Annotated in this window: 19 protein-coding genes and 1 pseudogene; 3 read left to right on the top strand and 17 right to left on the bottom strand. The window is 70.6% G+C overall.

The features are described 5' to 3' along the window. Positions 1 to 210 precede the first annotated feature (210 nt). Positions 211 to 369: a hypothetical protein gene (locus tag ACZ6NC_RS40200; protein ID WP_465738851.1), complete on the bottom strand. Its 159-nt coding sequence runs from the start codon at positions 367 to 369 to the stop codon at positions 211 to 213. 66 nt (positions 370 to 435) lie between these two features. On the opposite strand from ACZ6NC_RS40200, the pseudogene ACZ6NC_RS40195 reads away from it, so the two are divergent. Continuing rightward, positions 436 to 624, top strand: a pseudogene (locus ACZ6NC_RS40195) (transposase); the annotation flags it as partial. A 9-nt stretch (positions 625 to 633) separates the two neighbouring features. On the opposite strand, the gene ACZ6NC_RS40190 reads toward ACZ6NC_RS40195, so the two are convergent. From ACZ6NC_RS40190 to ACZ6NC_RS40170, 5 genes are read right to left on the bottom strand one after another with little or no spacing between them, the layout of a single operon-like run. Further along, positions 634 to 1,146 carry a DUF6262 family protein gene (locus ACZ6NC_RS40190; RefSeq protein ID WP_465738850.1) on the bottom strand — a complete coding sequence of 171 codons (513 nt, stop codon included), beginning with the start codon at positions 1,144 to 1,146 and terminating at the stop codon, positions 634 to 636. 11 nt (positions 1,147 to 1,157) lie between these two features. Then, a complete protein-coding gene (locus ACZ6NC_RS40185; protein ID WP_465738849.1) occupies positions 1,158 to 1,670 on the bottom strand; it encodes a hypothetical protein in 513 nt (170 codons plus the stop codon). Between the two features lie 26 nt (positions 1,671 to 1,696). Then, entirely contained in the window at positions 1,697 to 3,070 is a 1,374-nt protein-coding gene (locus ACZ6NC_RS40180; RefSeq protein WP_465738848.1) for a site-specific integrase, read from the bottom strand. A 25-nt stretch (positions 3,071 to 3,095) separates the two neighbouring features. Further along, positions 3,096 to 3,404, bottom strand: a complete 309-nt coding sequence (locus ACZ6NC_RS40175) for an AAA family ATPase (RefSeq protein ID WP_465738847.1) — start codon at positions 3,402 to 3,404, stop codon at positions 3,096 to 3,098. Between the two features lie 38 nt (positions 3,405 to 3,442). Further along, complete coding sequence (locus tag ACZ6NC_RS40170) at positions 3,443 to 3,865, bottom strand: Pycsar system effector family protein (RefSeq protein WP_465738846.1); 423 nt, start codon at positions 3,863 to 3,865, stop codon at positions 3,443 to 3,445. 172 nt (positions 3,866 to 4,037) lie between these two features. Here ACZ6NC_RS40170 and ACZ6NC_RS40165 point away from each other — a divergent pair, with 172 nt between their 5' ends. Both ACZ6NC_RS40165 and ACZ6NC_RS40160 read left to right on the top strand, forming a co-directional pair. Beyond that, positions 4,038 to 4,478 (top strand): hypothetical protein, encoded by a 441-nt coding sequence (locus ACZ6NC_RS40165; RefSeq protein WP_465738845.1) that lies wholly within the window; start codon positions 4,038 to 4,040, stop codon positions 4,476 to 4,478. A 109-nt stretch (positions 4,479 to 4,587) separates the two neighbouring features. Continuing rightward, complete coding sequence (locus ACZ6NC_RS40160; protein ID WP_465738844.1) at positions 4,588 to 5,334, top strand: HEAT repeat domain-containing protein; 747 nt, start codon at positions 4,588 to 4,590, stop codon at positions 5,332 to 5,334. Between the two features lie 112 nt (positions 5,335 to 5,446). On the opposite strand, the gene ACZ6NC_RS40155 is transcribed toward ACZ6NC_RS40160, so the two are convergent. From ACZ6NC_RS40155 to ACZ6NC_RS40105, 11 genes are all read right to left on the bottom strand, one after another. After that, positions 5,447 to 5,848 carry a hypothetical protein gene (locus ACZ6NC_RS40155; RefSeq protein WP_465738843.1) on the bottom strand — a complete coding sequence of 134 codons (402 nt, stop codon included), beginning with the start codon at positions 5,846 to 5,848 and terminating at the stop codon, positions 5,447 to 5,449. Between the two features lie 130 nt (positions 5,849 to 5,978). Continuing rightward, complete coding sequence (locus tag ACZ6NC_RS40150) at positions 5,979 to 6,671, bottom strand: hypothetical protein (protein ID WP_465738842.1); 693 nt, start codon at positions 6,669 to 6,671, stop codon at positions 5,979 to 5,981. A gap of 364 nt (positions 6,672 to 7,035) precedes the next feature. Then, positions 7,036 to 7,311, bottom strand: a complete 276-nt coding sequence (locus ACZ6NC_RS40145) for a hypothetical protein (protein ID WP_465738841.1) — start codon at positions 7,309 to 7,311, stop codon at positions 7,036 to 7,038. A 290-nt stretch (positions 7,312 to 7,601) separates the two neighbouring features. Continuing rightward, positions 7,602 to 8,237: a PIG-L deacetylase family protein gene (locus tag ACZ6NC_RS40140; protein ID WP_465738840.1), complete on the bottom strand. Its 636-nt coding sequence runs from the start codon at positions 8,235 to 8,237 to the stop codon at positions 7,602 to 7,604. After that, positions 8,221 to 8,859, bottom strand: coding sequence for an HAD family hydrolase (locus tag ACZ6NC_RS40135; protein WP_465738839.1), 639 nt, complete (start codon positions 8,857 to 8,859; stop codon positions 8,221 to 8,223). Before ACZ6NC_RS40135 ends, ACZ6NC_RS40140 begins: the two co-directional genes overlap by 17 nt. Further along, the gene (locus ACZ6NC_RS40130; RefSeq protein WP_465738838.1) at positions 8,846 to 9,160 is read right to left on the bottom strand and encodes a hypothetical protein; all 315 of its coding nucleotides are present in this window, start codon (positions 9,158 to 9,160) and stop codon (positions 8,846 to 8,848) included. The genes ACZ6NC_RS40135 and ACZ6NC_RS40130 overlap by 14 nt, the downstream gene beginning before the upstream one ends. Positions 9,161 to 9,273: 113 nt before the next feature. Then, entirely contained in the window at positions 9,274 to 9,543 is a 270-nt protein-coding gene (locus tag ACZ6NC_RS40125; RefSeq protein ID WP_465738837.1) for a hypothetical protein, read from the bottom strand. A 195-nt stretch (positions 9,544 to 9,738) separates the two neighbouring features. Continuing rightward, positions 9,739 to 10,020 carry a hypothetical protein gene (locus tag ACZ6NC_RS40120; protein WP_465738836.1) on the bottom strand — a complete coding sequence of 94 codons (282 nt, stop codon included), beginning with the start codon at positions 10,018 to 10,020 and terminating at the stop codon, positions 9,739 to 9,741. Positions 10,021 to 10,209: 189 nt separating this feature from the next. After that, complete coding sequence (locus ACZ6NC_RS40115; protein ID WP_465738835.1) at positions 10,210 to 11,223, bottom strand: HNH endonuclease signature motif containing protein; 1,014 nt, start codon at positions 11,221 to 11,223, stop codon at positions 10,210 to 10,212. A 108-nt stretch (positions 11,224 to 11,331) separates the two neighbouring features. After that, positions 11,332 to 12,084, bottom strand: coding sequence for a hypothetical protein (locus ACZ6NC_RS40110; RefSeq protein WP_465738834.1), 753 nt, complete (start codon positions 12,082 to 12,084; stop codon positions 11,332 to 11,334). Between the two features lie 76 nt (positions 12,085 to 12,160). Continuing rightward, on the bottom strand, positions 12,161 to 12,508 hold the full coding sequence (locus ACZ6NC_RS40105) for a MerR family transcriptional regulator (RefSeq protein WP_465570115.1): 348 nt from the start codon (positions 12,506 to 12,508) through the stop codon (positions 12,161 to 12,163). Positions 12,509 to 13,355: the final 847 nt, after the last annotated feature.

Below are 13,355 nucleotides of genomic sequence, written 5' to 3'. Positions count from 1 at the left end.
CGCGGGCCTACTCGGTGACCATCACAGGATCAACCGGGAAGGTACGCCTGCCGCGCTCCTCCCGTCGTCGATCCACAGGTCTTGAGCATTGCTCGAACTGATGTGCCACAAAACCATTCATCCGACTGATCGGAACCGGTCCGAAAGCGTCCCTGTTCGTTCGGGCGGGAGTGATGACAGACGTACGTCAGCGCGGCGGGGGCTCTGGCGTCACGACGGGATGAGCGACAGCAAGGTATGCCGGACAACCGCTGAGCTCGTCATCATGCCGACGTACCGGCCCGATTCGGTCAGCGCAATGTAGTCGTCATCGCTCAGCAGCGCCGAGTACCGCATCGAGGCGCAGGCCCAGGGCGGATCGACCGTCACCCAAATGGTGCTGGCGTTCGAGCCGCAGACGCCAGCCAACGAATGAGCCGAGGTGGCGAGGAGGCCCGCATTGCCCGCCGAGGCGTCGAGTCCTCCCAGCGCCTCGGCCGCCACCGTTGGGTGATAGAGCGCACCGTTGCCTGGCTCGGCGGCTTCCGTCGGCTTCACCGCCGCTACGAACGCAAGGCCGACCAGTTCGCTGCCTTCGCCAGCATCGCCGCAGCCCTCATCTGCGCTCGGCGCCTCTCCAAATGAGATGTCCTCTTAACTACGCTGGTTTAGGGCCCGGGTGAGGTCCCGGTTTGCTGCCCGCGCTGCGTCGAGGTCAGCCCGGGTCTCCTCCAGGGCTGAGGTGAGTTCGAGGTTCTGCTGTTCAAGCCGGGTGATCTTCTGTTGGAGTTCGTCGATGTCGGCGGGGGCACCGAGGCCCGACTCGCGCCAGGCCTGCTCGCCCAGCGCTTCGGACAGCCGCTTCTCCAGCTGCTGGTTGCGCGTGGTCAGGCGGGTGTTGCGGGCCTGGGCGTTGACGAGGTCGGCTTGCAGCGATGCTCGGCTGACCGGCGAGTTCCCGGCCGGGTCCTGCCCAGAAGGCTGGAGTTCGGCGGAGTGGACCAGGGCGAGCAGGTCGCGGTGCCGATAGAGGAAAGTCCGGTCGACGCCGGCCTGCCAGGCAATCGCCGAGACGCTGACCGTGGTGCTGTCCTTGGCGGCGTTCTTGATCGCGGTTGCGACGCGCTGGCGCCTGCGGTCGGTGTCGGCCTTCCGGCCGTCACGCATCGCGGGGATCATCAGGTCCTCCAGGGGCGGACGTCGGGCTCGGGCTGGCCGACCTTGGGCATGCCGAGCATGATGGTGCGGCCGCGGCGGACCACCGCGACGGCCTCCTCGATCTGGGCCCGGTCCTCTGGGGTGAGGTCGTCCAGATCGGCCTTGACCCGGTTGATTAGCCGGCGGACCCGGCGGATCTCTTCCTCGGATGGCATGGCCTCCGAGCGGGCCCAGTCGTCGGCGTCGAACGCGGACATCAGCCGCTCGCGGCTCCGAAGCAGGTCAGCGAGGTAGCGTTCGAGGTCGGGCAGGTAGGACACGTCGGTGCGGAAGTGGTCGCAGCCGACGCAGCGGAACCGGAGCGGGCAGGCGTGTCCGCCGGCGGAGACGTTGTTCGGCTCCCGGCAGACGCCGTAGGCGGTGGCGACCTCGCCGATCGCGCGGCGCACGTGTTCGGAGTCGAGTAGGCCCTGGGCCTTGCGCCAGACGCGGTTGCCGTGGCGGTCGAACTGCAGGGCCGTCACCTTGTCCACTGCCTCGCGGCGCCGTTTCTGGCCGACTAATGGTAGTGGCGCTTCGTCGTCTCGACGTCGGCGTGCCCCAGCAGGGTCTTCACCAGCCACCACGGGTCGCCGAACAGCATCGCGAAGTCCCGCCGGTCGGCCTTCGTCAGCCCGAACCGGGCCTCCAGCAGCGTGTTCAGCAGCACCAGCATGTAGAGCGCGAACGAGTGCCGCGCGGCGAGCGGCGACGCGTACGGACTTCTGCCCCGTACCTCCGCGAGACGCAGCTGCCGCCCCACCGTCCGCTCCTGCGCGGTGAGCAGGACCCGCTCACAGCGCCGGTTCGCCTCCGTGAAGACCCCGTTCCACCGCTCCGGCGCCATCGGCAGGCCCTGCTCGGTAAGCCACAGCCACGCCGGCTCCGGCCCGTCAGGGCCCTCCACGAACAGCCACTGCCGCTCGCGCCACCCCAGCCGTCCCAGCTCCTGCCGGCCTGCGGCCCCGCGCCGGTCGACCCACTCCACCACCGGCCTTCGGCCCTGCGTCACCCTGGTGACCAACCTCAACACCGGCAGCCGTTCGTACCGGCCCTGATGCTGGGCGCGCTGGACGGCCCAGGCGCGCTCCGAGGCGACGTACGCCTCGACCTGCCCAACGGCATCCAACGGCGCGTAGAAGACCCGGCCGACCTTCGCCCGCGTCACCGCCGCGGCGATCTGCCCGTGGCAGTAGCGGCCGTGCCTCAGCCGCTGGGTGGGGAGTTCGAAGGTGAGCAGCGATCCGCCTTCCTGGCGGCGCAGGCCGGAGCCGAGCAGCAGCTGGACGAAGCTGGTGTTACGCAGCTCGGTCCGCGACTCCCACCCGGCTGCCGGCGCACCGGTGCCGGTATGGCCGCGTAGCCCGATGTCCGACCACAGCCCCCAGGTCCGCGGGGTCAGCCACAGCACGTTCGAGCTGACCGAGTCCGCTGCCCGGTCCTCACGCCGCCCCGCGTCCACCGGTAGCGGCTCGACCTTCGCCCACCGGAACAGCTTGGTGAACGCGGCCGCCTCGCGGTTCCACTTCGTCCCGCCGACCCGCAACGGGTTCTCCATCGCCCGGCACCGCCAGTCCCGGTAGTCCGCCAGATCGCGGGGGCTCGCACTCCGCCACGGCACGCCCCGCGATGACAGGAACGTCAGCAGCGGCCGGATGTCCGTCGCGTAGTTCCGCTTCGTCTCCCGCTCCAGCCGCCGGAAGGTGCTCGACAGAACGAACTCCAGGAGGTCGGGGTCCACAGTTCCGTCCGGCGCCACGAACACCGGATCACCGGGCCGCAGTCCGATCCGGGCCACCGCCGTCGGCAGCTCCTGGACCCCGAGAACGCCCTCCGCAGGCAGGGCGCCCCAGCGGCCCGGATCGGGTACCCACACCACGTGCCACTCGGTCAATCGACGCCTCCGATGTTGCGTGAACTCACGCAATCATCAGGGAAGTGCTGTCGCAGACGACCGTTCGGCCGCGCCGCAGCCGGCCTTCGAGCACCAGGTCGTGAATGGCCACGGCCTCGGCGGTGACTTCCTGGTCCCCGGCGTCGTCTCCGGTCACCAGGGCCCGCAGGTCGTCGAGCGAGAGGACCTGGCTGGAGGGGACGGCGCGGGTGTAGGTGGTCTTGCCGGAGCCGGCCGGGCCGATCAGCACCGCCAAGGTCCCCCGGGCGATCGGGGCGTGAGCGGCGATCATCGCGTGGTCGTCGGGGGTGAGGGTCTGGCGCCAGTCGCTCATGATGAGCGCTCCTTCGGGGTCGGTGGTCGGGTGAGCGGTCAGGCCGCAGCGGACAGGAGCGCCGCTGCGGAGACGGCGAGAACGGCGAGGAGCGCGCAGCGGGCCGACCACTGGAGCAGGCGCATCTTGCGCTCGCAGAGCACGCTGAGCGCGTGCAGCCGGGCGGCGCGGTGGTCGTCGTCGGCCAGGGCCTCGCGGTTCTCGGCCGCCTCGCAGCGGGCCCAGCGGGAGAACCCGTTGGACCTGGCGGGGTCCAGGCGCGGCATGACGACCAGGACCGAGAGCAGTACCGAGACGGCGGCGGCCGCGATTCCGGCCGCCGCGAGGGCGAGCCCGGACGCGGGTGCCTTGCCGAGCGAGGCCACGCCGGCGATCAGCACGCCGGTCAGCGCGAGCAGCAGGGACGCCTTGCTGTCCGTCCTCGCCGAATTGCGCGGGTTCGCGGATTCTCGGTCGGTCATCGGTTGGAACCCACATGCTGAGGCTGCACAGCTAGGGACCTACGAGCAGGTTCCGCGTGGCGCCGTCTTCTGTCCCGCTCGACCGAGCGCTTCGTCGCTGACGGGTGGCCTCGGCACTCACTCGTTGCTTCGGGTACGTTGCTCACTTCGAACACACCATCAGGGGGAGCCGTTGACGGATTCGTCGCTGGACCTGGCTGGCCGGTTGGTCAGTGCCGTGACCGCCGGGGACACCGATACGGTACGGACCTGTCTGGAACAGGGGGCAGCGCCGGACACCTTGGGCCCTGACGGACTGCCTTTGCTCTGCACCGCCGTGGCCAGGTTCGATCACCTCACCGCTGAGGTTCTGGCCGACGGGGGTGCCGACCAGGACCTCGAGCTTCCGGACGGCAGCACCCCCTTGCTGCGGGCGGTCGACACCGGCTCCCCCGCGCTGGTCTCCGCAGTGCTCGGAAACGAACCTCGGCTTCGCCTGCCCGAGGCTTCTCGGGGTGCACTGCTGGACCTGGCCCGGCACTGGCACGAGACGGGCGCGGTCGAAGAACTGCGCAGGCGCACCGGAGCCGCAGAACCGGCTGCCAAGCGCCAGGTCGACGACCCTCACGGGTGACACGATCGACGAGTTCTTCCTCGGCGGGCACTCCGTACGGGACGGCCACGGGGCCATCCTCACCCACCTCGAGTGGGCGTTCGGTGTGTTCCCGCCCCTCGACGAAGTGATGGCACGCGCCGTCCCGCACGCGCAGGACGGGGACAGCAACTGGTTCGCGGCTGCCTACTACCTGGGCCAGCGCCGCGGCCCGCGCATTTGGTCCGAGCTCGCCTCGCTGCGGCAGCACCCCGATCCCCTATACCGCCGCTTCCTCGCGCAGGTCATCTGGCACCGGAACCTTTTCGCGACGGTGGACCGCGCACCGGACATCGCTCAGGATGTCGACTTCCTGGCGTCCTGGGCGCAGGAGGAGCCCGACGGGCAAGTCCTCGCCGCCGTCCTGGACATCTACACCGGCCACGGGCATTCGGAGCAGGAGGCCATCGGCCTGCGGTACATCGGCCACCCCGATCCGAGCGTACGCAGCGAGGCCGTGTTCTGCGTGAGCCGGGAGCGGGCCGCCCGCAGCGACGCGGCCGCATCGGCGCTGCTCGACCTCGTCCACGATCCCGAGCCCGAGGTCCGGGCCTCCGTCGCCCTGGCGTTCGCCCAGCGGTTCACTCCCGACAAGCGACTCGAGCCGACGGTCCGGGACGCCCTGCTCGTGCTGGTTCGCGACGAGACCCTCTGGGTACGGCGCCGCGCCGCAGAGTCCCTCTCCTGCTACGACGACCGGAGCGTCCCCGTCCTGGACGCCTTCCTGGCGCTCCTCAACGAGAGGGTCAGCCCTTCGGGCAGGCCGATGCGCAGGGAGTTCCTGCTGACGGCCGGGTGGTCCGGGTCGAGCGCGGTCTTCTGGCTGACCAGCAGGTAGGGGTTGAGGGACGTCGGCCAGCGACGGTGGCGGTGCTGGAGCAGGGCGGTACTGAGGGTGCCGACGATGGTTCCGCCGACGCCGACCAGGGCGAGGGCGAGTTCGGCGGCCATCAGGACCTCGCCTCGTGCTGGACGGTGCGGCGAGGGCGGCGTCCGGTGAACGCTTCCGGGCGGCGGGACCAGCGCACGTAGTCGATCGAGCTGGCGGCGTAGGTGGTGGTCATCATGCTGCCGGAGTGGTCGATGGCGTCCCGGGCGCGGTCCAGGCGCTGCCAGGCGAGGCGCAGCTGGTCGAGCAGCCACGCGCGGTCGTCGTCGCTGAGGCCATCGGCGGTGGCGATGGCGTCCAGGCGGTCGGTGTCCTGGATGCCCACCGCGAGGAAGCGGTCAACCCGCCGGGCCTCCTCGGCGGTCAACAGGTCGGCGAGGCGCCGGCCCCTTCCCCGGCCCTGGAGTGATCCGGCCGGGATGGGGCGCGGCAGACCGCGATGCAGACCCTTGCCGAAGTTCACGGCGACCAGGGCGTCCGGCTGGACTTCTGGTTCGAGGAATGGCCCTCACGTACTCGCTGGCCGTGTGGGCTGCCGGGGCCGGAGGCTGAGGCACGCCTGGAGGTCTGCGTGGCTGGTGCGCCGATGGGGTTCAGCGACAGTTTCCGGTGGGTGGGTCGCAGAGTCCGACGTTCTCGACGCCCGGGAGGTCTGCGATCTTCTGCCGGAGGTCGGCGAGGGCGGTGGCGGATGCGCGGGGGTCGAAGACGACGATGAGGCGCGCTCCGGGCGTTCCACCGTTCTGGCTCAGGGAGATGTCTGTGACGCTGTCGCCGAGTACGGGGCTGTCGGCCGCTCCCCGGAGGACCGTCGACAGGGAGTGGGTGGCGCTCAGGAGCGGGATGTCCTCCCGGACGGTGGCGACGTATGCGTCCGGGTCCTGGAAGTGCGGGGAGATCCAGGCCTGGCCGATCGCCCAGCCGGCCAGGCCGAGGGTCACCACCGACACCATGCTGCCTGCCAGGACGGCCAGACGGCGCGAGCCGGGGCGTGCCCGGCTTCCCGCCGTGAGGAGAACCACGCCTGCCGGGGCCAGCACGAACAGCCCGGCGAGGAAACCCAGGACCGAGAAGGCGAGCAGCACCCACCCGGCGACCAGACAGCACACCCGAAAGTCGGCAGCCTTGCGCGCGAGGAGTGGTGCGGCCGCGACCAGGGCTCCGACGACAAGCGCACCGTCGATCACCGACCCGCCGACGGCGGCTACCCAGAACACCGCCGGCGCAGCGCAGAGCACTGCCAGCACCGCCAGGACCCGTGCGCTGCGCGGCACCGAATCCTGCACCCGTGAATCCTCCATCGTCCACCCCCGATATTGAACGCGTTCAAATATTTTGGATCGCCACAGTACCAAGCTGGCGGCGGGGTTGTCGCCTGCCCGCCCGGCAGAGTCCTGCACTTGCGGGACGTCACCTATCGCAACGGCGCCTTGACCGTGACAACGCAGCTGTGGCGTGGGTCGATCGACAGGCTCAACGGGTGGTCGCTGGAAGGGAAGATGACCACGCGGGCGCCAAGGGCACCACGTCCGCTTGACGACACAGAGTGACACGCCTTCAGGCTGAACCAGAGAATCCAGAACACCCGATCACAGACTCCTACCAGTACCGCTAGGTCTGCCGATGCGGGCTACTCGCTGCCAGCTGCAGCTACGCCCTCGGCTTGGTGGCGTACTGGGTTGCTGCCGCCAGGCTCAGGACTTCCCAGCCGGCGGCGGTGGCGTCATCGGAGCGGAAGAGGCTGTTGACCGCGCGCAGCAGGCCGGTATGGGCCGTGGTGCCCTCCGGTCGGCCGCGGTCGATCCGGCGGACAGTGTGGCCGTCCGCCTGCAGGGCGGGGACGAGGTGGTCGACGATCGCGGTCTTGCCCGAGCCGTCGGCGGCCTCGATGGCGACGAACAGGCCCGGGCCCGGCTGGTCAGCCACCGCGCACCTCCTGCTCTGCTCTGTGCTGGGACACCACGGTTTCCACCCCGACGGGGCCGGGTGCGGGCTGTTCGTGGTGAGGGCGTCGAGCGCGGCCGCCTAGAGCTGCTGCAGGGCGGCCACGACGGGCGGGGAGTCGGCGCGGGGCGTCCAGTTGACCAGGGAGTCCGCGACGGCGAACAGGCTGGCGGCTTCCATCTCCAGGGTGAGGACGCCGTGCCGGGCACAGGTCTGCCTTGATGTTCGAGCTTGTCCCAGTCGGTTCGCGGCTGTCGCCGGAGCAGCGGGCGTCACAGATAGGGGGCTGCGGGCAGGCGTCCGAGGATCGGCAGGGCAGTGAAGGCCTCGGCGTGGAGGGCTCCGCTGCGTCTGCCCCACAGGGTGGCGAGGTGTTCGGCCATGGGTCCGAAGTGGCTGTCGATCGGTTGGGAGCGGTGCTCTCGCAGAGCCCGCATCTTGGTGTCGAAGGTGCTGGTCACGTCGACCATCACGGTGGAGGTCACGGGCCCGCTGAGGGTGAGGGAGTTGTAGGTGTCGCTGGTGTAGAGGCGGCGCGGTCGGCCGGTTTCGATCTTCGCCTCGGGCAGCGCTTCGAGGGCGGCTTCGCACACGCGGCGATGGGCGGTGTGGACGTCGTTGATCGGGTGGGTGATGACGACGAACGGCCGGAGCGCGATCAGGAGCTCCCGGATGGCTTCGGCGTGGAGCTCGGGCAGTTGGTGGAGCGTGGCGCCGAGGATGGCGGCCCCGGCCCGGGCTTCGGCGTCGCGGATCGGGTCGTGGCAGGGGACAGCGATGCTGACGGGCGCGTGCTGGGCGTGGAGAGCGAGGGTGCCGCCGGCCCAGAGTTCGGCATCGTCGGGGTGGGCGAAGACGGCGAGCACGGACTGCGGTCCGGTGGCCTGGTCGTCAGGGTTGCGCGGCACGTGGGCCTCCGTGGGGCATGGCGGGTTCGGGGACGGCGAGACGGCCGCCTCGGATGGTGAGAGCGCGCATCCCTGCGGCCTGGGCCGCGGCGATGCCGTCGTCGGCGTCGTCGACGGCCAGACTCAGTGCCGGGTCGACGCCGAGCCGATGGGCGGCTTCCAGGTAGGAGTCGGGCGCGGGCTTGCCGCAGGCGACGTCCTCGGCGGTGACAACCACCGGCAGGAGTTCGGCCAGGCCAAGAAGCCGCATGCCGTGGTGGACGAGGATGGCGGCCGCGCTGGAGGCGACGGCCCGGGGAATGCCGAGGCGCCGGGCCGCGTGGAGGAGGTCGAGGGTGCAGGCGATGGGGGCGGGTGCGGGCCCGCCGAGCAGCGCGGCCCGGCTGCGCGCCACCACGTCCTCCACCGGAACGGAGGCGGCGCCCCCGACAAGTACGGCGATGACGTCGCGCACGGGCAAGCCGGCGAGTTGGCGGTATCGGTCGGCGGGCACGTCGATTCCGTGAAGTGCGAGCGCGGCTTGGAGGGCGGCGTGCCGAGCGCTGGTGTTGTCGACGACGGTGCCGTCCCAGTCCACGATCAGCGCCGCGACGTTCTCAAGGTGCCATTCAGTGGTCTGCATGGGGAACTGTCCGCTGGTGGAGAATCTGTCCTTCGGGGCCGAAGACGGCGATGGTCTTGGGCGAGGGCGGTGCGTCCGTGGGCCACAGAAGCACTCCGAGGCCCGGCAGGTCGACCGTCTGGCAGCCGTCCGGCACGGTGGCGGGAACGGCGAGGTCGCCGGGAATCAGCACCCCGATGCGGTGCACGCCGCCCGTGGCGGCGGTGAGGTCGGCGGGCACCAGGCCGTTTGGGTCGTGGAGGAGGATGGTGGCCGCGCGGCCGTCGGTGGGCTCGGTGCCGGTCAGGATGTGGGTGAGCACCGCGGTGGTAGCGAGCGAGTGGCTTTGTGCGGTGCGCTGGGCGGGGATGGCGGGGGCGGGGCGGACAGTGCCGGCGCCACCGTCGAATCACGGGGTCACCATTTCCGGGTCGGTCACGGCGGCCACGGTGCGGCACGCCTCGGTGAGCGTGCGGCGCACCCGAAGCCCCTGCGCCCCGCGCGGTGGAGCCCATCTCGGCCCGGGGGGATCCCGAGTACATGCCCGGCCGCATCCAGCCCGGCCGTGCCCTCCAACCGCCACGTCTTGTGCCGGGCTGTGGTGTTGCCGTCCGAGGCGACCAGGCCGTGCAGGGCGAGGTCACCGAGCGCCTGACGCAGCGCCTTGTTCGAGGTGGCGCGCGGGCGCAGCAGCTCGCTGGTCACACCTGCTCAGACCGACCGGCACATGGTGGGTGGGGGTTTCCCCGTCCGAAGGCTGGGGGAGAGTGGCAGCGGAGCTGCGGCGACTGAGGAGAAGCCGTTCCTGGACCCCTCCTGCCCGATGGCGGGCAAGGAGGGAGAGAGCTGTCGGCCCGCGACGCCGCCCACCATGTGCCGGTCGGTCTTACATGCGGTCGCTCACAGCCCTCGGATGGCTGCGCCGAGGTCGGTTCCGTAGGCCGCCCAGCAGCCGATCGAACCGTCATCGTCGAGCTCCCCCATGTACCAGTCCTCCCCGTCCTTCACCAGGCACAGCCCGGAGAACGAGAGGATGACCTCGGGTTGGAGAACCGCGCCGGCCGGGTTGTCGAACTGGTGCACCGTCACGGTCCGCCGGAGGGTCACCTGGCAGGCCGTCGCATCCCCGGACTCGGCCCGCACCCGCTCGATCGTCCAGCCGCTGGGAAGTTCACCGATCATCGCAGGATTCTCGCAGGCAGCCGCACCCTGCGGCCACCGCGATTCTCCCGGTGACCCAGCCGCCGAACAGCAAGGTCAACACCTTTCGCCGGACCCGGACCGGCACATCCCCGCTTCGGCCAGCGTCGTCCGCGCCTGCGTAGTTCCGCCTGGGCAGAGGCCGAGCCCGGGGCCGGGGCGAGCAGCCGGCTACTCCGCCGAGAGCCACTTTCGATGCTCAGCAGTGGCAATGTCGAGGAGGGTCTCGGTGAGCCCGGCCGCCCGGCGGCCCCTCGTCTTAATTGCATGGCAGTTCGGGCAGAGAGCAGCCATGTTCGAGGGGTGATCGCGGCCACCGCTTCCGATCGGGTCGATGTGGTCCACCTCCAGGATCGACTCGCCGGCGGCAGTGACGTCATCGGGCTGTCCGGTGCACTGCGGGTTCTCGCACAACCCGCCACAGCGGAGCAGCACCGCCCGAACCGCCGCTTCGATGCGCACCGGACGGTCCGATGCCTTGCGCCGCCGTCCTCGCGTGCCCTCCTCCCGCTGCTCGACCATGGCGACCAGACGCCGATACTTGGTGTCCCCTGCCTCCGTCGTTGACGCGACGGCGGCCGGCTCCTCGGGGTGCTTGGCCGAGCGCTCGCAGCGCAGATGCCGCAACCGTCCCGGGGGGAGACCGCCTTTGTCACACACCGGGCACACGCCCAGCCGCTGAGCCTCGGCGGGGCGTGCCTCGTCCACCGTCTGCTGTGCCGGGATAGACGGTGCCGGCCGTAGGGCCTGCGTGTCCTGTGCTGGCGACGTGCCCGACGGAGTCGCAACGGGGGGCGCCGCTCCGGTCAGGAGGACTTCCAGCGGCGCCGTGATCGCCTGTTCGAAATGGCGGATTCTGCGGACGGTGTCCCTCACCACGTAGTCGCCGAACAACGGGCGGCGCCCCCAGCTCTTGCCGGTGCCATAGGACCGCACCACGCGCTCATTGCGGATCAGGAAGGCGTCATGCGGGCCGAATAGGCCCATCCGCCCCCACAGTTCCAGGGGGGCGGCCCACGCTGGCTCCGTCGGGACCGCGAACTCCACGACCTGATATACCCCTTGGTGGCGCCCCACGCTCAACGTGCCGCCAACGCCGCGCGACACCACGAGCCGCTCTCCCTCGATCTCCCCCGAGACCTGCTCTGCCACCGCGCGCAGAAACTCACTGACCCTTCGGTCCATCGCCGAGCACCCCCTCCTGAACCCGAGCCGACGCCCGCCTGAACCACGTCGTCGTACCGTCCCACTCAACGCCCGCTTACCGAAGCCGCTGCCGCTGTCTTCCTGCCCCTATCCCGTGTGTGGCTCCCCCGCGATGGTCGAGCAGTTTCTGGTCGTCGCTGATCCGTCAGAACTGGCTGCGCGCACCCTCGGACGGGTAGGCGGGGCCTCCTCGGTGGTGCGCAGCGCGAGGGCGGTGGTACGGGTGCGCTCCAGCCAGCTCATGACCTGGCGCAGCGTGGCGGGGTCGAAGAGGCGGGTGAGGTCGCGGACGGCCTGGTGGTCGTCGTCGGTCAGCGTGTAGAGGCCGCCGCGGTCGAGGGCGGTGTAGAGAGGCTGGGCGGCGGTGCCCGCGAGTCGGCGATGGGCGACGTCGGTGGTCTGGCGGGCCTGATGGGCGGCCTCGGCGGCGCGGTCGGCGACGTCGCGGCGGTGGCGCTCACGGCGCAGCGCGTGTTGGAGGACGGTGTCGTGGTCGGGGTCGTAGCGCTCGGCGCGGGTTTCGGCGGTGTGGTCGCGGACGCGCTGCCACTCTGCGCGGATGGTGGCCGCGGTGGCGAAGGCGGTCTCGTCTCCGGCGTCGGCGTACCGGTCGGCGGCGCGCCCGTCGTCCCGGGCCCGGTGCAGGGCCTGCTGGATGTTCTCCAAGGTCATCCCGGCCGCCCGGCGACGGACCCGGTAAGGGACGTCACCGAGCAGCCCGTGCTCCTGGTCGCCGCCCTCGTCCTGGGTGTGGTCGGGGCGATCGGGGTGCCGTGCGAGGGCGGCGTGCAGCGTCGCGCCAGCCTGCCACGCCTCGGCGTGCACGACGGGCTCCGGCACGCCACCGCCGCGACGGAGCCTGCAGAATCTGTCCATAGGCTCCGCCCGCGGCTGTAGGCCAGGTTGCCGGTCCGGGTCAGGTGTCCGCGGTGGGCTCCTGGTCGTGCTGGGAGCGGCGGAGTTGTTCGTTGAGGCGCAGGGCTTCTTCGAGTTGGTCTTCGAGGATGACGATGCGGCAGGCGGCCTCGATGGGGGTGCCCTGGTCGACGAGGTCGCGGGCACGCATGGCGATGCGCAGTTGGTAGCGGGAGTAGCGGCGGTGGCCGCCGCCGGAGCGCAGCGGGGTGATGAGGCGGTGTTCGCCGAGGGCTCGCAGGAAGCCGGGGGTGGTGCCGGTCATCTCGGCGGCGCGACCCATGGTGTAGGCGGGGTAGTCGTCGTCGTCGAGTTTGTCGGGTGTGTCGGGGCTGGCCGTTGTAGTCACTGCACCTCTCTGGTTCTCGGGGAGAACGCGTCGAGGGGCCCCGGGGCCGTGTCGGCTCCGGGGCCCCGAAGGGGAACAACACCATCTACCGACCTGGGGTCGGTCCTTCTACTTCCGCACTGCCCCGGGAGAGGGAGTGTGCGGGGATCGCGTATGCGTGACCGGAAACCACCGTCCTTGCGTTGGGGTCTGCGGTGTCCGCCCGGGCGAGTGTTCACGGGCCGGGCGATCCTGATGGCGCTTGCGCCCTCCGTTCATCCTCTGTACTGACCTGTCACTTCGTACTGCTGGTACTGCACCTGCTGAACTGCGTACTACTGGTCGGTGGCCGTGATGGCCCACCCGGTCCGGCAGCCGGCCCCGCCGGCCGTCCTGCGCCTGCGCCTGCGCTGGCCTGGAACCACTGCCCGGACCCCTCGGCACGCGCGCCCGCAGTCTGGGCGCCTTTGCCGAGGTCCTGCCTGTCTTGCGACTGCCGGTACCGCACTCACTGAACTGCCTACTACCGGTACCGCTGGTGGTGGCCCCTGATCCCTGCGGGCCGCCCGGTCCGGCAGTCAGCCCCGTCGCCGTCCTGCACCTGCCTGGCTTCGGAACTCCACTGCCGGACCTGTCCAACAATCCCGGCCAGTTCGTGTCTGGCCGGTATCGCAGACTGCTGTCTACGAGAGAAACGCTAGACCGACCCGCGGGCAATGTCTACTCCAGCGCGCATAGATTTTGGGGCGCCCGCGAGTGAGGTAGTCTCCCGCTGCGGGGGGGGGGGGGGGGCACAGACCCCCACCCCCCCCCCCCAAAAAAAACAAAAAAAAACAAAGAAAAAAAGAGAAAACACACACCCCCCCCC

This window comes from Kitasatospora sp. NPDC041988 (assembly GCF_055588525.1).
The sequence above is the reverse complement of the archived record's forward strand: the minus strand, read 5'-3'. Positions and strand labels throughout refer to the sequence as shown.

Excerpts from the sequence above, each read along its gene's own strand:
- ACZ6NC_RS40190 (WP_465738850.1), bottom strand. The coding sequence starts at position 1,146 with ATGCGTGACGGCCGGAAGGCCGACACCGACCGCAGGCGCCAGCGCGTC.
- ACZ6NC_RS40175 (WP_465738847.1), bottom strand. The coding sequence starts at position 3,404 with ATGAGCGACTGGCGCCAGACCCTCACCCCCGACGACCACGCGATGATC.
- ACZ6NC_RS40170 (WP_465738846.1), bottom strand. The coding sequence starts at position 3,865 with ATGACCGACCGAGAATCCGCGAACCCGCGCAATTCGGCGAGGACGGAC.
- ACZ6NC_RS40160 (WP_465738844.1), top strand. The coding sequence starts at position 4,588 with ATGGCACGCGCCGTCCCGCACGCGCAGGACGGGGACAGCAACTGGTTC.
- ACZ6NC_RS40135 (WP_465738839.1), bottom strand. The coding sequence starts at position 8,859 with ATGCAGACCACTGAATGGCACCTTGAGAACGTCGCGGCGCTGATCGTG.
- ACZ6NC_RS40120 (WP_465738836.1), bottom strand. The coding sequence starts at position 10,020 with ATGATCGGTGAACTTCCCAGCGGCTGGACGATCGAGCGGGTGCGGGCC.
- ACZ6NC_RS40115 (WP_465738835.1), bottom strand. The coding sequence starts at position 11,223 with ATGGACCGAAGGGTCAGTGAGTTTCTGCGCGCGGTGGCAGAGCAGGTC.